Consider the following 18,145-nt stretch of genomic DNA (forward strand, 5'->3'; position numbering starts at 1 on the left):
TTCATGACTAACGTTTTCAATGTGGCCGTGATCGGCTGTGGCATATTTGGCGCAGAAATTGCACTCAAGGCAAGCGCATGCGGGTTGAGCGTCAAGGTTCTGGAGGCGAGATCCGATGTCTTGTCCGGCGCTTCTATGAACAATCAAAACCGGCTGCACTTGGGATTTCATTATCCCCGTGATCTGGAAACCGGGCGGCAATCCATACGGGGGTTTGATGCTTTCAGGCAGAACTATGCAGAGTGCATTCAAAGTGATTTTCTGAATGCTTATTTCATAGCCAACAGCGGATCGCTGACTACTCCGGCTTCCTATTTGCAATTTTGCGAAGAACTCGGTGTCCCCTTCCAGAAAATCGATGCCAAGAGTTTTTCTGTCGCCATCCGCGGAGCGGATACCGGCATTTTGTGCGAAGAAGTCGTTTATGACTGCGCCATATTGCGTGAGCTGGTGAAGCAGAAACTCCGGCAAAAACATGTTGAGGTGTCTCTGGGAGAAAGAGTCACCAAACTTTCCAGGCAGGGCGGGCGTTATCGGCTGGAAACCCTCGCCCAATCAACCATTTTTGCCGATGTTGTGATCAACGCATCCTACGGCGACATCAATCGTTTGACCGAAGGGCTCGGTCATGTGGTGGTCGAAAATCTCTATGAATACACTGCGGTGCCGATCATCAAAATGGATATGCCGCGGGTTGGAGTAACCATCATGGATGGCCCGTTCATGACGGTTCTCCCGCATGGAAAATCCGAAAATTTCCTCCTTTACAACGTTGCTCAAAGCGTCGTCGCCAGCAGTGTTGCCAGACTTATGGATTCAAGGTGGCTTTCGCCCGAAACGGCGCCATTTTCCGGGATGGACAAGAGTGCTTTTTTCAGGAAGATGGTGCGCATGTGCAGTGAGTACATGCCGTCCCTTGGCAATGCGGAACTTGTGGGGTTTCTCGAGGGCCCGAGAATGGTCCTGGCAAAAAAAGATGCGTCTGATGCCCGCCCTTCGATGGTGACGAATTATGATGATGGCTATTTCTCGGTGTTTGCAGGAAAGATTGATCACAGCATTTGGGTGGCTGAGGATCTCATGGGCCTGCTGAAAAAGCGGTTTTCCTTGTAAAACCGGGTCATGAGAGAAATAAGCGGGCTTTTTTTGAAGACAAAATTGATACGTAAATTAGATGGGGAATGGATATATGCAACAAGACAACCTTGACCAATTGAAAAAGGCTGAAGCCGATTTTTTCGACCAAATTGCCGATATACGCACGTCAAAATCCGAGCAGATTGCGATGGAAGCGGACATCCGCCGCGCCACGAAGTACATTCCCCAGCGTGGCGAAAAGAGATTCCTCATCGATCCCAAAATGACGGAAATACTCGAAGGCGGAGCCCGTGACCAATATATCAAATGGGTATCGCACAAACCGGGTTCGCGGGTACTCGATATAGGTTGCGGATCAGGCTGGCTGGCGCTGGAACTGGCCCGGAATGGATGCCATGTCGATGCCTACGACATATCGCCAAAAGCCATTGCGCTTGCGAGAAAAATGCTTGAAGAAAATCCGTACAAGGAAGGATTTGGATCGGTAACTTATCACCTGCAGGATGTTAGCGAACTGGATCTGGGCGTGGACAAGTATGACGCGGTATCCGGATGGTCGGCGTTCCATCATATGCCTGACGTTCCTGTCTTCATGGACAGGGTTTTTCACGCCTTGAAGCCAGGTGGCATTGTGGCCACCATGGATGACATGCCGCGAGGCCGGCTGGAGCAGGGGCTGGAATATTTCTTCGAATTTATTTTGCCGACGTACTCGCTTTCTTACCCGCAAAAAATAGGCACGGTTTTTAATTTGCTGACGGGTAAAAGAAAATATCGGGAAGAGATTTTTAGTCCCATGGAAGAGGCAAAACATTCTGCGGTGGATGAAATTGCAGACGTGTTCAATAACAAATTCGAAGTCATTTTGAGTTTGCGCCACAATGCATTTGCCGGTACGCCGGTCATGAGGATAAGCGGCTCGGACGGATTTCGCTACGCGGCTGCCAGGGTGGTTGTGGGAATTGACAGATTCTTGTGCAAGCTCGGTATCGTCAAGGGATTTGAACGGGTCATGGTGGCCCACAAGACGGCGTAGCAAGTCCTTTCCCCCAGATTCATTATTCTGGCTGCCTTCTGGCCATGGTCCGGGCGGGCCATGGGTGTATTTATTTGTTGGCGCTGGTGCCGTGGTGGGTGATGAAGACGGTCTGTATTACTGGAATAACCGGCCAAGACGGCTCGTATTTGGCAGAACTCGCGCTTTCGGAAGGCTATCGCGTTGTCGGTGTCGCCAGGGACCTCTCCCGTGCAAGATCGCAATTGCCGGACTTGCTTGAGCGCGGCGTCGAGTTGGCGCACTGGGACCTTGCCGATCCGGCGGCCATTCGAGGTATCCTGGAGGCGCATCGACCGGCGAAAATGTTCAACTTCGCAGCTTATTCGACTGGCGGCGGAATGTACGACGACCCGGTAGGCATCGGAGAGGTCAACGGCCTTGCAGTGGTGAAAATACTGGAGGCTATCCTCGGGGTGGATAAGGCCATTCGCTTTTGCCAGGCGTCGAGCCGTGAAGTTTTTGGCGAAGCAACTGAAAGTCCCCAAACGGAACTGACCGCGTTAAACCCGCGCAGCCCTTATGGCGCCGCAAAGATGTATGCAGATGCGATGATCCGCATTTATCGGCAACGGTATGGGCTGTTCGCAAGCTCTGCAATTCTTTTCAACCATGAGAGTCCACGGCGAGGCCTTTCTTTCATCACTCGAAAGATCACGCACGCCGCGGTCAATATCAAACTCGGGCTGGCGCAGGAACTGGCGCTTGGCAATCTGGATGCGCGCAGGGATTGGGGTCACGCGGCTGACTATGTACGCGGGATGTGGTTGATGGTGCAGCAACCGCAGCCAGACGATTATGTGCTGGCTTCAGGGACGTCGCATTCTGTGCGGGACGTTTGCAGCGTTGCGTTTGAAGAACTGGATCTCGATTACCGGGATTATGTTCGTGAGGATCCGGCCTTGTTTCGCCCCAGTGAGCCCTTGTTGCTTGTGGGCGATGCAGGTAAGGCGCGCAGGCAACTCGGTTGGATACCGCAGATAACGTTTCGGGAGATGGTCTGCCAGATGGTGGCCCATGACCTGGCACTGGCAACAAATACGTCCCAGCATTAAAAGTCTCCGCATTAAAAAACGACTGTGTTGCGATGGTCAGTGATCAGAACGGGCGTGTTCTGTTTCTGCCGGCAGGAACCGAAAATACTGTGATATGAATTCCAAAGGCTCCCCGCCAACATTTACGGAAACCCAGACCGGGTACGCTTCCTTGATCAAAGGTCTCGGCGCGACCATGCTCCCCTGGGGGAAGACACTTTCTGAGGCCCTGACTGTCGACGATCTGCCCTTTTGGGAAATTTTTGCCACTGAACTGGCTTATCGCCATTTGACGACCGCTGTAGCGTCAGTCGGTCCCCTGGCAAGAACCAAACAGGGCTTGCGGCCCTACCTTCTCCGGCTGAAGCACTGGATCAAGGCCGCGAGCAGGCGCCGGACGGCCGAGGGCTGCTCAAGCTGGCCTGCAGGTAACACCGTGCTGTGCCTTGGATTTACCGAGCGCATGTACCGTGATGTACTGGAGCCGGTGGTTGAGCGTGTTATCACACACAACGCTTTCAGTGCCGTGGTGCTGGCGGAGCTTGCTCAATCCGGAAAGCGTTCCGGTTCGGCGGGTGTACGCGTCTACCAGACTACGTCCCAGCATTGGGATGTGCATGTGGAAGACCGGCTTCGGCATCTCAAGCGCGCGTTGGCCCAGCTGGAGAAGCGGTTCAAAAGCTCCGGGGCGCTTGCCGGATTGCAAGTGGGCCTGGATCCCAGCCTGAGCTCTGCAGTGGCGCAGTTGTTCCATCTTCTGTTCAAGGGGTACATTCCCCTGATGGCACCGCAAGCCGTGCTGGCAAGGCATATCCTGGAAAAGCATCGGCCGGCCATTGTCCTGTCACCCGATACGGCTGACTCGCGTGCGAGGGTGTATGCATTGCTTTGTGGGCAGATGGGAATCCCTTGTCTGGATGTCCAATTCGGATTGACCGGCGATGAGGCCATAGAGTGGCGCTTTTTTGCCGCAAGCCGCGTTGCCGTATGGGGCGACAGTTCGAAGAGATTTCTGAGCAAACATGGCGTTGCTGAAGAAAAAATCCATGTTACGGGCTCGCCCCGTCACGACAGTCTGGTAAACCCGCCTGCGGCAGTGTTTGACTCTTTTAGGGACACATTTGGCCAGACAGGGACCCGTAAAATCGTGGTTCTGGCTTCTACCTACACCGACAGCGCTCATGGTGACTACACCGACCCGGGCATTCTTCGGGAAATGAAGCTTGCGATATTCAGGGCGGCCGACCGCTCGCCTGGGCTGCTGCTTATCGTCAAACCCCATCCACATGAGAACGTCGATGAAACCCGCGCACTGTGCGGGAACTGTCAAAATGTGGTGTTCGCGGAGCAAACATCGGATATTCGCGCGGTGATTGCCGTTTGCGATGCCTTTGTTTCATTCGGCTCGACGGCAACGATCGATGCACTGATCGCTGACAAGCTGACTGTGTGCCCCATTTTTCCCGGCTGGCCCTTCAGCGACGTATTCAGGGATTCCGGTGCGGTTCTGGTGCCACAATCAGGGGAGGAGCTAATGACACTCTTCAGGAAGCTGGAAACCGGGAATCTGCTGAAGGAAAAAGCCGATCTGGGTGGCGCGCGCAGTGCATATCTCCAGGAGATTTCCCACCAACCCGATGGCCTGGCTTCTGCGCGTATTGAAAAACTGGTCCTGGAAATGGCCGGAACAGAAAAATAAGATGGATTCCATGATCAAGCTGTCGATTTGTATAGCGACCTTAAACCGCGGCGCGCTGATAGGACAGACACTCGACAGCATCGTTTCCCAGCTTACCGAGCAGGTGGAAATTGTCATTGTGGATGGCGCATCCACCGACAACACCGAGGAGGTCGTCCTATCCTACCGGCAACGATATGCCAACGTGCGTTATACGCGCCTTGCGCAGAAGGGTGGGGTGGATCAGGACTACTCGCGCGCCGTGGAACTGGCAACTGGCGAGTATTGCTGGCTTTTCTCCGATGACGACATCATCAAGCCGGGAGCGATCGACGCCGTTTTAGGCGTTTTGGAAAACAGCCCGGGGCTGGTGATTGTGAATGCCGAGATTCAAAATTCCGATCTCACGCAAACCCTCAAGCCGGGCAGCCTTGACCTGACGGAAAACACCACCTACACCAAAGATGAGGCCGACCGGCTGTTTCGGGACACAGGAAATTTTCTTTCGTTCATTGGTTGTGTGGTTGTCAGGCGTTCCATGTGGGACGCCAGGGACAAAAAGTCCTACTACGGCACCCTGTTTGTACACATGGGCGTCATATTCCAGCAGCCCATCGCCGAGGGCGCCATCGTTCTGGCCGCTCCGATGATTGCCATCAGATACGGCAATGCCATGTGGACGGACAAGGGGTTTGAGGTGTCACTCTTCAAATGGCCAGAACTGGTATGGTCTTTTGCCGGTATTGCCGATGCGGCCAAAGCGCAAGTCTGCGAGCGGGAACCGTGGCGCAATAAGGCCAGGCTGATGCTTTACCGCGCCAGGGGCTTGTACTCGGCACGTGAGTATCAAAAATTCCTCAAAGGCCGCATGACCACTGCACAGCGCTTGGTCGCCTTCGCGATCGCCAGGATTTCGGCCACGTTTTTCAACCTGTTGTTTTCCATGTATTTCTCCTCTCTTGGCAGAAGGCGCCCCAATGCCCGGTTGACCCTCGTTGATCTGGAAAACAGCAAGTTCAACTGGAAGCGTTTTCTTGCAGCGGCCAAATAAACTTCGCGAATTGGCCAGTGCCATGCCGTCTGCCCGAAACACTCTGCCCTATTGTTATGTGGTAACACCATGAGTCTCGATCAGCAATCACCCACGGCCTCGCACCCCAAGCAGGGGCATGCCGTAGACCGCACACCGAACAAATTGCTTTTTGGCATGCTGTTTTCCTTCTATCTGGCATTGTCTCTGGCGCGTTTCGTGTGGCCAGCCCAACTGTTGATGTCATTTTTACTGTCGACCCTGGGTCTGGTTGCCCTTGTGCTGACGAGCAAAACCATCGAGAAAAAATATCTCAAAATATATTCATTTATTGGTTTGTTCCTTTTTTCGTTTCTGGTCTCATCCCTGCTTGTGTCGGCGAGGACAGACCGCCTGGGTCATGTTGTCCTATTCATTCTTGCCAATGCGGGAATAGCGCTGCTCCTGGTCAAGGGCTGCGTGCCGCGTGCAGGCGCGTATTTTGTTTTTTATACCCTGGCCCTCTGTTTTGTTGCCCTGATTGTCACCGGCGTCGATGCGAGGGACGCGCTGACAGCGACCAGCTACAACGGGATTTCCATGATGCTGCTCGCGGCCTGTATCTCTCTGTACATCGTGCTTGGAGTGGACGGCGGGAAAATTGATCTAAAGCCAGCGCTGGTCACTGCCTTACTCTGCATCTGGGCCATCGGACGCTCTGGCATTCTTTCAAGTGTTTTTCTGCTGGGAGGACTCGCGCTGATCACTCTGCAGGGACGGATCAGTAGTCGCTACGTCTACATCTTGGTCTTGGGATTGGTGTTCTTTTTTGCATACCTGTTTTTCGATAATCTGGGATCACTGTCTGAAGACAATGTCCTTCTCGGAAATGCGGTTGACAACTATTCAGCAAGAAGCGCCGATGAAGAATCTCCGCGATTGGTGATGTGGGGCAATTACCTGAACAATCTGGATTTTTTCCGGCTTGTTTTCGGGGCAAACATCTTCACGGACCCATGGCCCCAAGGAGAGGAGTTCGGGTACAACTATCACAACTCCTGGATCAGCCTTCACTCGCAGACCGGACTGATGGGGTTGGTGGTCATTGCCCTGGTCGGGCTTTCGCTGCTCAAATTCTGGAAAAACAACAAGCTGTTTTTCGTGCTTTTTTCCGCCGTGATCATCCGGTGGTCGACGGACACGGGCATCTTTTTCGAATCATGGGATTTTCTGGTGTATTTCTTCATCTTTTATTACCTGAGCGGTAAAGCAGACAAGCCTGACCGCAGGGCCCAGGAAAACGATGCGCGTCCCCTGCAGGATCGCGTGTGACCGAGATTCCTTTTGCAGTTGAAGGAAGCCCATGAAAATATCCGTGTGCATGGCTACTTATAATGGTGCGGCGCATGTCGAGACCCAGATATCTTCCATTCTCAAACAGCTCAATGACGCAGATCAGCTGATTGTTGTGGATGACAAGTCGGCCGATAACACGGTGGAAATCATCGGGAATTTCAGAGATGCACGCATCCAGCTAATCATCAATCCGATAAACGTGGGAGCCGCGCTGACGTTTAATCGCGCGTTGCAGGAAGCCGGTGGAGATATTGTTTTTCTCAGTGATCAGGATGATCGCTGGCACGATGGAAAGGTCGCCACGGTGGTGAAAATGCTGGAAGCCGGCAAGCTGGACCTGGTCGTTCACGATGCGGTGGTGATGCGCGGCGGGCAGGTTCTTCACGCTTCTCTTTTTGAGATGGCTGGCAGTTCACCGGGCGTTATCAAGAACATCGTCAGCAATACTTTCACCGGGTGTTGCATGGCTTTCAGGCGGGATATCCTGCGCGATGTGTTGCCGATCTCACCGCATATCGGAATATTCCACGACGCCTGGATCGGTGTGCTGGCCCAATATTTCGGGTACAGGGTCAGCTTCCTGCCTGTGCCCTTAATGGACTTCATCAGGCATGGAGGGAATGCTTCGACGCTCCAGAGAAGGAGCATTGTCCCCATAATTTTGGACCGCGTCGCCTTTGTAGCGGCGCTCACGCTTCAGATTGGCCGCGTTTACTTCAGACGGCTGATGAAACAACCGGGCGTGATCAGGTGATATTGACGTTCAGGCACGCGGGCACCTCTAGGGGATCAGGTATGGCTCAAAGAAGAAGTTGACCAACATGCAGTCTCCGTTCCCTCCTGCGAACTTGTCGGCGTTATCGGGCATACGTATTGCCCGGATATCGACCGTCCCCTTTTTTGTTGTGACACAGCTCAAGCACCAGATCGCCATGCTTGGGCAATCTGGCGCGCTGGTGACCGTGGTCACCAGTGCCGGCGCCGGCATGGAGGTACTGAGGGACATGGGTGGCGTCCGTTGCGAAATCATCGACATTCGGCGCGCCATTTCCCCGGGACGTGATGTGCTGGCACTAATGCGCCTGTTTCTGTTCTTCCGGAAAAACCGCACGCAGATCGCGCATTCGACCACGCCCAAGGCCGGCCTGTTGACGGCCATCGCCGCGTTTCTGGCGGGTGTGCCGGTTCGCCTGCATACTTTCACGGGGCAGCCCTGGGTGGGCATGGGTGGCGTCAAGGGACGGCTTGCACGCCTGAGCGACATGCTTGTCGGCAGGCTCAACACACGGTGTTATGCCGACAGTGCAAGCCAGCGCCAATTTTTGATCGACCAGCAAATTCTTGGCGCAGGGCGGCTGGCTGTCATCGGCGCCGGTTCGCTGGCAGGCGTTGATATGCAACGTTTCGACCGCGCACGGTTCTCTCCGGCAGACAGGGCCTCTCTGAAACGTTCGCTTGGGATTCCGGAGATCGCCTGCGTGCTTCTGTTTGTAGGACGCATCAGCCAGGAAAAAGGTGTCAGGGAGCTGTTGCGGGCATTTGGTGCACTCAAGCCCGTGTTTCCCGAGGCCCACCTGGTTCTTGTTGGTCCTGCGGATGAAGAAAGCGGGGTGGACGGCAGCCTCTCGCATGAGGACCTAACGCGGCTTGACGATGTGCATGGCGTCGGGTACACGGATTGTCCGGAAAGCTATATGGCCATTGCTGATGTTCTTTGCCTGCCGAGCTACCGGGAGGGCTTCGGAACCGTGGTTATTGAAGCCGCCGCCATGGGGGTACCCACGGTCGGAAGTGCTATTTACGGTCTGACAGACGCCGTTGTCCATGAGGAAACGGGATTGCTGGTGACTCCCAAAAATTCCGTGGCGCTCGCGACTGCGCTCCATCGCATGCTGGAAAGCAAGTCCTTGCGGACCGGCATGGGCGAGGCCGCCAGGCGGCGGGCGCAGGCGCTGTTCGATGCCGAGAAAGTCAATTTGCAGCTTGCGCAGGAATACGGTGCGCTGTTGCGCAGCAAAAACATGGTCGACACATGCCTTTCCTGACAATCACCGGTGCCACAGGATTTGTCGGTCGTGCCGCGTGCACCGAGGCCGTGGCTCGCAAGCGTGAGGTGCGCGCCGTTACCCGCGCGGCATCTGACATGCCGCCGGGGATGGACCATGTTGCTGTGGGGAATATCGATGGCGCGACAGACTGGGGGCCAGCCCTGGCGAATTGTGATGTCTTGGTTCACCTGGCCGCCAGGGTCCATGTGATGCGCGAGTCTGCCGCTGATCCTTTGGGCAGTTTTCGCCGCGTCAACGTGGACGGCACACTGAACCTGGCGCGACAGGCGGCCGCGGCGGGTGTGCGGCGCTTTGTCTTTGTCAGCTCCATCAAGGTCAACGGGGAGTCCACAGCGCCGGGAAAGCCGTTTTCCGAAAGTGATGCCCCAGCGCCGGCCGACGCCTATGGCGTGTCAAAAATGGAGGCGGAGCAGGGTTTGCGCGAACTGGCGGCCCGCACCGGGATGGAGGTGGCGATCATCCGCCCTCCACTTGTTTACGGATCGGGGGTGAAAGCCAATTTTGCCGCGCTGTTGGGCGCCATCCAGAAGGGCTGGCCTCTGCCCCTGGGCGCGGTGCAAAACCTCCGCAGCTTCGTGGCAATTGACAACCTGGTGGATTTTATTTTTACCTGTGCGGACCATCCGCTGGCCGCCAACGAGACCTTTTTAGTCAGCGACGGGCACGATCTTTCCACCCCCGGGCTGGTCCATGGTCTGGCCAGGGCGGCCGGCATGTCTGCGCGGATGCCGCGGGTTCCGCTGTGGGCGCTGCAGGCGGGCGCCGCGCTGCTTGGAAAAGGCGACGCCCTCGGCCGCCTCTGCGGAAATCTGCAGCTTGATATTTCCAGGGCGCGTGATGTTCTGGATTGGGAGCCTCCGGTAGCGGTGGCGTACGCACTTCAACAAACGGTTGCGGGGAGGCGGGATCGTGAAACGTCTGTTTGACCTTGTGCTGGGGCTGGCGGCGGGCTTGTGCCTGCTGTTGCCCCTGCTGCTGGTGGCCTTGCTGGTCCGGGCCACGTCCGGCGGGCCGGTGCTTTATTGGTCTGACCGTTTGGGGCGCCGCAATGTCATTTTCAGGATGCCCAAGTTCCGCACCATGAAACTCGATACACCGGCGGTGGCCACCCATTTGCTGGATAACCCGGACAGATTCCTGACCCCGGTGGGCAGCCTGTTGCGCAAAACCAGCCTGGATGAACTGCCGCAACTGTGGAGCATTATCAAGGGCGACATGAGTTTTGTCGGCCCGCGCCCCGCGCTTTTCAGTCAACATGACCTGATCGCTCTGCGGACCCAGCATGGTGTGCATGAACTTCTGCCCGGCCTGACGGGCTGGGCACAGGTCAATGGCCGTGACGAATTGCCCATCCCCCAGAAAGTCCAGCTGGATGCGGAATATGTTCGACGGCAATCATTCTGGTTTGACTTGCATATTTTGTGGATCACTTTTGTGAAAGTGCTGCGTCGTGACGGCGTTTCCCATTGAAAGCAACACGTTGATGCTGAAAAATGCCGGAATTCGCGTGACGCTGGTGTGTCTCGTTGCCGCATCGGTGGGACTGTCTGTTGCCATCATCAGCATCAGCAAAGTCTTGCTTGTAATCACCTTGTCGCTCGTGTTGTTACGGGGCAATCGGGCTGTCCCCAGTCGTGCAGCCTTGCAAGAGACCCTGACTCCGCTGCTGGCGACGATCATTGCGTTGGTTTTTATAGTTAGTCTTCTTTGGACTTCTGCGCCCTTGAACAGCGCGCTCGGTGCCGTGGGAAAATACGGCAAATTTCTGCTTATCCCTGCGCTTTTGGTGTTAGTTCAGTCCCGCCGCGAGGCTGCATATGCATTGGCCTTCTTTTTGGGAGCGCAATTTTCTTTGTTGCTTGGTTCCTGGGGGTTATATTTCCATGTGCCAGTTCCATGGGCCACTTCAAACATGGCTACAACTGCCTATGCTGTTTTTTCCAGCTATCTAGACCAAGGCATCATGAGTGCGGTGGCGGCAGCCGTTTTTTGGCACCTGAGATCGCTTGCGTCGAATCGTTTTGTTCGTTGGGTAGCCATCTTGGTATCGGTAGTTGCATTGGGATGTGTGTTTGTTGTTTTCACTGGGCGCACCGGACATCTTGTGGGGATAGCGGTGTTGTCTCTAGCGTTTTTTTTTGCGCTACCCAGAAAGTATCGACTAGCTTCCTTGTTGGTGCCGCCGCTGATGCTGGTGGTGGTTTTTTTCAGCTTTGAAAAGGTGGCTCAAGGGTTTTTCGCCGTCAAGGCAGAGATATCTTCGCACTCTGCCAAGTTCGATCCACAGAGCTCATCCGGGGTGCGGTTAAATTTTTGGAAAACTTCTGTCGAAGCGATTGTCGAGCGCCCCCTGATGGGTTCCGGTGCCGGGAGTTGGGTCACGGAGTACAACAGAATCGAGCAACAAAAAAATCCCCTTCATCAGAGCCTGGGGCCACAATCACACGGCAACCCTCACCAGGAGTTTCTGTTGTGGGGTGTGCAGCTGGGTGTAGGCGGGATCTTGCTCTTGTTCGCATTCGGGGGGGCGGTATTGCTTGACTTGCGCAAGATGGAACCACCTATTGCCCGTGCAGGTCAGTCGGTATTGCTGGCTCTCGCCGTGTCTTGCTTGTTTAATTCATCTCTTTACGATGCATACATTGGTGATTTTTTCTGTGTATCGCTGGGTGTTCTGCTGGCTTATGGCTTTCATAGTCGTGAGGCATCAGGGGGTAGCGTAGTGGAGGGGGTTGTGCAGCACCTTAAAAATGAAGATCCGTTGATAAAAATATGAAGTCAGGGAAACGAACTTTGGGATGGGCCCGTGTGGCGGCGGGGAAAAAGCGCTTCTTTCTCCGACCTTTGTTGGCCAATGTTCATGCGTAGGCAGGTTCTCAGTTGGTCGCGCGTGACCAAATGGTTACTGGTGATGTTGCTGGACGTGGTCATGGCCGTGGCGGCGATGTGGATGGCATTTTCGCTGCGGCTGGACACGCTGCACTGGCCCTCCGACATGCAGTGGGCGGCTTATGGATTGGCGCCCATGTTGGCCATTCCAGTTTTTATCAAATTTGGGCTTTACCGCGCCATTTTCCGGTACACCGGTCTCGCTGCTCTGGTAGCGACTGCGCAGGCGATCGCGGTTTATGGTGTCTTGCTCTTTGCCTTGTTGCTGTGGCAACAGTGGCCAGGCATACCGCGCACCATTGGCTTGTTGCAGCCTGTGATCTTTCTGGTTCTGGTGGGCACCAGCCGCGCGCTGGCTCGGTTCTGGTTGTCGGATCCCGGCCGCATGGCCCGCCAGGTGGAAGGGCGCCTTCTGATTTATGGGGCAGGCAATGCCGGCGTGCAGACGGCCACCGCCATTGGCATAACAGGCCAATACAAGCTGGTCGGTTTTATTGACGATGATGCCTCGAAGATGAGGCGCAGCATCAATGGCGTACCGGTATTCGGTCTTATCGATGTGCCGGAGGTTGTGGCCCGGCACCAGGTCACTGACATCTTGCTGGCATTGCCCCGTGCATCGAGGGAGCGCCGAAATAGCATTATCGAAAGCTTGCGTGGGTTGCCTGTTCATATCCGTACATTGCCAGCCTGGGCCGACCTGGCAAGCGGACGGGTGACGGTAAGGGATTTTCGTGAGCTGGATGTGGAAGATCTGTTGGGGCGCACCCCCATTCCGCCTGACAGGCAACTACTCGCGCGGGATATCACTGGCAAGGTCGTGTTAGTAACGGGCGCGGGCGGCAGCATAGGTAGCGAGTTGTGTCGCCAGATTCTTCTGCAGGGACCACGCCAATTGCTGCTGGTGGACCACAGCGAGTACGGACTCTACGCGATTCACCAGGAGCTTCAGGTACTTTGCTCCGTCAGAGAGTCCGCGGCTGAACTGCCGGTTGAGCTGGTGCCTTTGCTCGGAAGCGTGGGCAGCTATGACCGGATGTCGGCCTTGTGCAAGCTTTACCAACCAGCCATTGTTTACCATGCAGCCGCTTACAAGCATGTGCCCATGGTGGAGGGCAATGCCGGTGAAGGCATTGCAAACAACGTGTTCGGTACGCTCAACATGGCTCGTGCTGCACTGGAGAATTCGGTAGCGCGTTTTGTGCTGATCTCCACCGATAAAGCCGTGCGGCCCACGAATGTAATGGGTGCCAGCAAACGCATGGGCGAGTTGGTACTGCAGGCGCTGGCGGCTGAAAGAACGCCGGTCTTTCTCGACTCCGGCCCCGGGTCTGGCAGCGCTCATGCCAACAATACCTGTTTCACCATGGTTCGATTCGGCAATGTGCTTGGCTCAAGCGGCAGCGTTGTCCCGCTTTTTCGCCGGCAACTTGCCGATGGCGGTCCGCTGACGGTCACTCATGCCGAGGTCACCCGGTATTTCATGACCATTCCCGAAGCGGCGCAGTTGGTCCTGCAAGCTGGTGCCATGGCTGTGGGGGGTGATGTCTTTGTGCTTGACATGGGCGAACCCGTAAAAATAATGGATCTGGCGCGTCGCATGGTTGAATTGTCAGGTTTAACTGTGCGGGAAGAAGGTGCGGATACCGGTGATATTGAGATCAAGGTCACAGGTTTGCGCCCCGGAGAAAAACTCTACGAGGAGCTGCTGATCGGCGACAACCCTGAATCCACGGCGCATCCCCGCATCATGAAGGCCCATGAGCCTTTCCTGTCATGGTCGGAATTGGCTCCAGAATTGCGCGCGTTCCGGCTCGTTGCGCAAGCTGACGACGTCGAAGCCATCAAGGCCACGCTCAAGTGCCACGTGCAGGGATACCAGCCGAGTTAGTGAGGTGGGGGTGTTCCGGCAAGCATGCGGCACAATTCACCATTATTTCCCTATCCAAGGCCAGCCGCAATGACGACCACCTCCCACCCCGACCCCGACCTCTCCCACGTAGGCCCGCGCGACAAGGCCGAAATTCTGGCGCAGGCACTGCCTTACATTCGCAAGTTCCACGGCAAGACGCTGGTCATCAAGTACGGCGGCAATGCCATGACCGACCCGGCGCTGCAGGCGGACTTTGCCGAGGATGTGGTGCTGCTCAAGCTGGTCGGCATGAATCCGGTGGTGGTGCATGGCGGCGGGCCGCAGATCGAGACCGCGCTCAATCGCCTGGGCAAGAAGGGCGAATTTGTGCAAGGCATGCGCGTGACCGACGAGGAAACCATGGAAGTGGTGGAGTGGGTGCTGGCGGGCCAGGTGCAGCAGGACATCGTGGGCCTGATCAACCAGGCCGGCGGCAAGGCGGTGGGCCTGACGGGGCGCGACGGCGGCCTGATCCGGGCGCAGAAACTCAAGATGGTCGACAAGGACGACCCGGCCAAAGAGCACGACATCGGCTTTGTCGGTGACATCCTCAGCATCGACCCCAGCGTCGTCAAGGCGCTGCAGGACGACGCCTTCATTCCCGTGATCAGCCCGATCGGCTTTGGCGAGCACAACGAGAGCTACAACATCAATGCCGACGTGGTGGCAGGCAAGCTGGCCATTGTGCTGAAGGCCGAAAAGCTGGTGCTGCTGACGAACACGCCCGGCGTGCTGAACAAGGCCGGCGAACTGCTGACCGACCTCAGTGCCCGCGAAATCGACGACCTGTTTGCCGACGGCACCATCTCCGGCGGCATGCTGCCCAAGATCGAGGGCGCGCTGGATGCGGCCAAAAGCGGGGTGAACTCGGTGCACATCATCGACGGCCGCGTGCCGCATGCCATGCTGCTGGAGATCCTGACCGACCAGGCGTACGGCACGATGATCCGCTCGCATTGACGGCCCCCCGGGGCCTGCCCTTGCTGACGCCGGGCTGTCGGATGTGCCGCTGCTGGTGTAATCCCCCATGAATGTGGTCTGCTGCGGCCCCTATGCTCCTGATCTATGAGACTTCTCCTGGTTGAAGACGACGTCATGCTGGCCAGCGGCATCAAGCTGGGGCTTTCGGACGCCGGTTATGCGGTGGACTGGGTCGGCAGTGCCGAGCGTGCCGAGGAGGTGCTGCAGGGCGAGAGTTTTGACGCCGCCATCATCGACATCGGCCTGCCCAAAATCGACGGCCTGGAGCTCACGCGTCGGCTGCGCAGCAGGGGGCTGGCCATGCCGGTGCTGATCCTCACGGCGCGCGACGCCCTGGAGGACCGGGTGCAGGGCCTGGACCTGGGCGCGGATGACTACATGGTCAAACCTTTTGAACTGCCCGAGCTGCTGGCGCGCCTGCGTGCGCTGCTGCGCCGCTCGCAGGCGGCCACCAGTGCCATCTTGAGTTTCGGTGCGCTGGAGCTCGACTCGGCGAACCGCCAGGCGCGCGCCAACGGGCAGCTGATTGATCTGGGGCCGCGGGAATGGACGGTGATGGAGTATTTGCTGATCCACGCACCCAAACCTGCCAGCAAGGACAAACTGCTGGCCGCGCTGACCGGTTGGGACAAGGAAATCACCCCCAATGCGATCGAGGTCTACGTCTCGCGCCTGCGGGGCAAGCTGGAGCCGCACGGCATCGCACTGCGTTCCATTCGTGGCTTTGGTTACCGGCTGGAGCTGGTGGGCGGCGAGTCGCTGGACGCGCCGGCCTAGGCTGCCTCGATGCGAGAGAACACCGGCGCTGATCCGGCCACGGCGGCTGTCGCGGAAAAAGCCGTTGCCTTGAGCGTGCCGGCGGCCATGAAATCAGGGCTTCAGCGCCGCCTGCTGCTGCTGCTGCTGGCGCCCCTGGCCCTGTTTGCCCTGATCAGCATCTACTTCGACTACGAAGCGGCGGGCAATGCCGCCCTGCAGCAAGACCAGCAGCTGCGGCGCCTGGCGCCCCTGCTGGCCGACTCGGTACTCGCGCCCGGCCGCACGGCCGACGACATTCCCGTGATGCTGCTGGCGCCACCGGTCGAGGAGTTCCTCAAGGCGCGTGCCGGCTTTGCCGGTTACCGGGTGTCGGATGCGGATGGCCGTTTCCTGGGGGGTGACGCCTGGATCAGCATGGTGGTGCCCACCACCCGCGAGCCCGAGTTTCACAGCATGGAGGAAAACGGCGTCACCTACCGGGTGGTGGTGCAACGCGTCAAAACCGCGGCGGGCGAGCTGATCCTGCAGCTGGCCGATGGCTCGGATGCGCGCCAGCAGTGGGTGCGCTCGGTCGTTGTCAAGGTGCTGTTGCCCAACCTGATTCTGGTGCTGGCCGCTGCCCTGGCCGTCAACTGGGCCGTCACCCGGGCCCTGCGGCCGCTGCTGGCGCTCAAGGAAGCGGTCGAGCGCCGGTCCCCGCGCGACCTCAGCGCGATTGACCCGCAGAGCACGCCAAGCGAAGTGCGGCCGCTGGTCGCCTCACTGAACCGCCTGTTTGCGCTGGTCAACGACCAGGCCGAGGGCCAGCGCCGCTTTGTGGCCGATGCCGCGCATCAGCTGCGCACCCCGCTGGCGGGGCTGCAAGCCCAGGTGGAAGCCTGGGCGCAGGCGGCCATGGCGCCCGCGGCAGGCAGGCAACTGACCCTGTCGGCCGACAGGATCATGGCACTGCGCAGCGCCACCCGGCGCACCTCGCAGCTGGCCAACCAGTTGCTGGCCCTGTCGCGGGCAGATGCCTCCCAGATGGCGGGCCAGCCGGTGCATCGGGTGGACCTCAAGGACCTGTGCGAGTCGGTGCTGGCCCTTCACCTGGATGCAGCCTCGGCCAAAGGCATTGACCTGGGGCTGGAGGTGCGTTTTGCCCAGGTCTCCGGCCACGAATGGCTGCTGCGCGAGCTGCTCGGCAACCTGGTGGACAACGCTGTGAAATACACGGCGCCCGGCGGCACGGTCACGATACGCTGCGGCCCGCTGGAGTCCCATGCACAGGTTTTTCTCGAGGTGGAAGACGATGGGCCGGGCATTCCTGCTGCCGAGTGCGCCCGGGTGCTGGAGCGGTTTTACCGGGTGCCCGGCACCGGCGGGGAGGGCAACGGCCTGGGCTTGGCCATTGCCGACGAGATTGCGCGGGCGCACGGGGCGCAGCTGACGCTGGAGGCCGCCGGCAGCCGGAACGACGCCGCCGGCGGCCTGCGGGTGCGGCTGGTGATGCGTTCGCCGGTCTGACCCCCAAAACCATGCTGCTGCAGGGCCGCGTACGCGGGTTTGCCCCTGACTGGCCTCGTTCGAAAGCCCCCTCGGCCTGTGCGAGAATCCAAAGCGCCGGCCGATTTTTTGAAACATCTCTTACAACAACGCACTGCATGCCCTATGTCCGAGTTTGAGTCCGATGTGAGTCCCGCGCTCTCCACGCCGGCTGCGCCGCGCAAGCGCCCCAAGCCGGGCGAGCGCCGCGTGCAGATCCTGCAGGCGCTGGCGACCATGCTGGAGCAGCCCGGCGCGGAGCGCATCACCACCTCGGCCCTGGCGGCCCGGCTTGAAGTCAGCGAGGCGGCGCTGTACCGCCACTTTGCCAGCAAGGCACAGATGTTTGAGGGGCTGATCGAGTTCATCGAGCAGACCGTGTTCACCCTGGTCAACCAGATCGCCGAACGCGAGACCGACCCGGCGCAGCGCACCCGCCGGCTGGTCGTCATGCTGCTGCAGTTTGCCGAGAAAAACCCGGGCATGACCCGCGTCATGGCCGGCGACGCCCTGGTGTTCGAAAACGAGCGCCTGCAGGAGCGCATGAACCAGTTTTTCGACAAGCTCGAGTCCAGCCTCAAGCAAAACCTGCGCGATGCCGCCGGGGCCGACGGCGCCGCCACACCGACCGTGCAGGCGCAGGTGCAGGCGTCGGTCATCGTGGCCTTCATGATGGGCCGCCTGCAGCGCTTCTCGCGCTCCGGCTTCAAGCGCCTGCCGACCGAACACCTTGACGCCAGCCTGGCCGTGGTGCTGGGTTAACAGGCTCTGGCCTCACTCTC

General features: G+C 58.0%; 16 protein-coding genes. All 16 read left to right on the forward strand.

Going from position 1 to position 18,145, the window contains the following annotated elements:
- The first annotated feature begins 3 nt into the window (after positions 1–3).
- The 16 genes from PSV26_RS01350 to slmA all read left to right on the forward strand — a co-directional run bounded on the left by PSV26_RS01350 (position 4) and on the right by slmA (position 18,125).
- Positions 4–1,113, forward strand: coding sequence for an FAD-dependent oxidoreductase (locus PSV26_RS01350; protein WP_300566729.1), 1,110 nt, complete (start codon positions 4–6; stop codon positions 1,111–1,113).
- A 76-nt stretch (positions 1,114–1,189) separates the two neighbouring features.
- The gene (locus tag PSV26_RS01355; protein ID WP_300566732.1) at positions 1,190–2,134 is read left to right on the forward strand and encodes a methyltransferase domain-containing protein; all 945 of its coding nucleotides are present in this window, start codon (positions 1,190–1,192) and stop codon (positions 2,132–2,134) included.
- A 74-nt stretch (positions 2,135–2,208) separates the two neighbouring features.
- The gene (locus PSV26_RS01360; RefSeq protein ID WP_300566735.1) at positions 2,209–3,207 is read left to right on the forward strand and encodes a GDP-mannose 4,6-dehydratase; all 999 of its coding nucleotides are present in this window, start codon (positions 2,209–2,211) and stop codon (positions 3,205–3,207) included.
- Positions 3,208–3,301: 94 nt separating this feature from the next.
- Positions 3,302–4,885, forward strand: coding sequence for a CDP-glycerol glycerophosphotransferase family protein (locus tag PSV26_RS01365; RefSeq protein WP_300566738.1), 1,584 nt, complete (start codon positions 3,302–3,304; stop codon positions 4,883–4,885).
- A gap of 1 nt (position 4,886) precedes the next feature.
- Positions 4,887–5,915, forward strand: coding sequence for a glycosyltransferase family 2 protein (locus PSV26_RS01370; RefSeq protein ID WP_300566741.1), 1,029 nt, complete (start codon positions 4,887–4,889; stop codon positions 5,913–5,915).
- Between the two features lie 69 nt (positions 5,916–5,984).
- Positions 5,985–7,205, forward strand: coding sequence for an O-antigen ligase family protein (locus PSV26_RS01375; RefSeq protein WP_300566744.1), 1,221 nt, complete (start codon positions 5,985–5,987; stop codon positions 7,203–7,205).
- 31 nt (positions 7,206–7,236) lie between these two features.
- Positions 7,237–7,983, forward strand: a complete 747-nt coding sequence (locus PSV26_RS01380) for a glycosyltransferase (RefSeq protein ID WP_300566747.1) — start codon at positions 7,237–7,239, stop codon at positions 7,981–7,983.
- Between the two features lie 67 nt (positions 7,984–8,050).
- Positions 8,051–9,274: a glycosyltransferase family 4 protein gene (locus tag PSV26_RS01385; RefSeq protein WP_300567000.1), complete on the forward strand. Its 1,224-nt coding sequence runs from the start codon at positions 8,051–8,053 to the stop codon at positions 9,272–9,274.
- The gene (locus PSV26_RS01390; RefSeq protein WP_300566749.1) at positions 9,262–10,224 is read left to right on the forward strand and encodes an SDR family oxidoreductase; all 963 of its coding nucleotides are present in this window, start codon (positions 9,262–9,264) and stop codon (positions 10,222–10,224) included. Before PSV26_RS01385 ends, PSV26_RS01390 begins: the two co-directional genes overlap by 13 nt.
- Complete coding sequence (locus PSV26_RS01395) at positions 10,208–10,768, forward strand: sugar transferase (RefSeq protein WP_300566751.1); 561 nt, start codon at positions 10,208–10,210, stop codon at positions 10,766–10,768. The genes PSV26_RS01390 and PSV26_RS01395 overlap by 17 nt, the downstream gene beginning before the upstream one ends.
- Positions 10,749–12,074, forward strand: coding sequence for an O-antigen ligase family protein (locus PSV26_RS01400; RefSeq protein WP_300566754.1), 1,326 nt, complete (start codon positions 10,749–10,751; stop codon positions 12,072–12,074). Before PSV26_RS01395 ends, PSV26_RS01400 begins: the two co-directional genes overlap by 20 nt.
- 84 nt (positions 12,075–12,158) lie before the next feature.
- Entirely contained in the window at positions 12,159–14,078 is a 1,920-nt protein-coding gene (locus PSV26_RS01405) for a nucleoside-diphosphate sugar epimerase/dehydratase (RefSeq protein WP_300566757.1), read from the forward strand.
- A gap of 69 nt (positions 14,079–14,147) precedes the next feature.
- Positions 14,148–15,059: an acetylglutamate kinase gene (gene argB, locus PSV26_RS01410; RefSeq protein WP_300566760.1), complete on the forward strand. Its 912-nt coding sequence runs from the start codon at positions 14,148–14,150 to the stop codon at positions 15,057–15,059.
- Between the two features lie 105 nt (positions 15,060–15,164).
- Positions 15,165–15,857, forward strand: coding sequence for a response regulator transcription factor (locus tag PSV26_RS01415; RefSeq protein WP_300566763.1), 693 nt, complete (start codon positions 15,165–15,167; stop codon positions 15,855–15,857).
- A gap of 87 nt (positions 15,858–15,944) precedes the next feature.
- Entirely contained in the window at positions 15,945–17,345 is a 1,401-nt protein-coding gene (locus PSV26_RS01420; protein ID WP_300567003.1) for a sensor histidine kinase, read from the forward strand.
- A gap of 144 nt (positions 17,346–17,489) precedes the next feature.
- Positions 17,490–18,125 (forward strand): nucleoid occlusion factor SlmA, encoded by a 636-nt coding sequence (gene slmA, locus PSV26_RS01425; RefSeq protein WP_300566766.1) that lies wholly within the window; start codon positions 17,490–17,492, stop codon positions 18,123–18,125.
- The last annotated feature ends 20 nt before the right edge of the window (positions 18,126–18,145 follow it).

The organism is Polaromonas sp. (assembly GCF_029945685.1).
Lineage (GTDB): Bacteria > Pseudomonadota > Gammaproteobacteria > Burkholderiales > Burkholderiaceae_C > Polaromonas.

What these genes read in the sequence shown, in the direction of transcription:
- PSV26_RS01415 (WP_300566763.1), top strand. Translation starts at nt 15,165, where the DNA reads ATGAGACTTCTCCTGGTTGAAGACGACGTCATGCTGGCCAGCGGCATC.
- PSV26_RS01380 (WP_300566747.1), top strand. Translation starts at nt 7,237, where the DNA reads ATGAAAATATCCGTGTGCATGGCTACTTATAATGGTGCGGCGCATGTC.
- PSV26_RS01370 (WP_300566741.1), top strand. Translation starts at nt 4,887, where the DNA reads ATGGATTCCATGATCAAGCTGTCGATTTGTATAGCGACCTTAAACCGC.
- argB (WP_300566760.1), top strand. Translation starts at nt 14,148, where the DNA reads ATGACGACCACCTCCCACCCCGACCCCGACCTCTCCCACGTAGGCCCG.
- PSV26_RS01420 (WP_300567003.1), top strand. Translation starts at nt 15,945, where the DNA reads ATGAAATCAGGGCTTCAGCGCCGCCTGCTGCTGCTGCTGCTGGCGCCC.
- slmA (WP_300566766.1), top strand. Translation starts at nt 17,490, where the DNA reads ATGTCCGAGTTTGAGTCCGATGTGAGTCCCGCGCTCTCCACGCCGGCT.
- PSV26_RS01355 (WP_300566732.1), top strand. Translation starts at nt 1,190, where the DNA reads ATGCAACAAGACAACCTTGACCAATTGAAAAAGGCTGAAGCCGATTTT.
- PSV26_RS01350 (WP_300566729.1), top strand. Translation starts at nt 4, where the DNA reads ATGACTAACGTTTTCAATGTGGCCGTGATCGGCTGTGGCATATTTGGC.
- PSV26_RS01385 (WP_300567000.1), top strand. Translation starts at nt 8,051, where the DNA reads ATGCAGTCTCCGTTCCCTCCTGCGAACTTGTCGGCGTTATCGGGCATA.
- PSV26_RS01405 (WP_300566757.1), top strand. Translation starts at nt 12,159, where the DNA reads ATGCGTAGGCAGGTTCTCAGTTGGTCGCGCGTGACCAAATGGTTACTG.
- PSV26_RS01375 (WP_300566744.1), top strand. Translation starts at nt 5,985, where the DNA reads ATGAGTCTCGATCAGCAATCACCCACGGCCTCGCACCCCAAGCAGGGG.
- PSV26_RS01390 (WP_300566749.1), top strand. Translation starts at nt 9,262, where the DNA reads ATGCCTTTCCTGACAATCACCGGTGCCACAGGATTTGTCGGTCGTGCC.
- PSV26_RS01365 (WP_300566738.1), top strand. Translation starts at nt 3,302, where the DNA reads ATGAATTCCAAAGGCTCCCCGCCAACATTTACGGAAACCCAGACCGGG.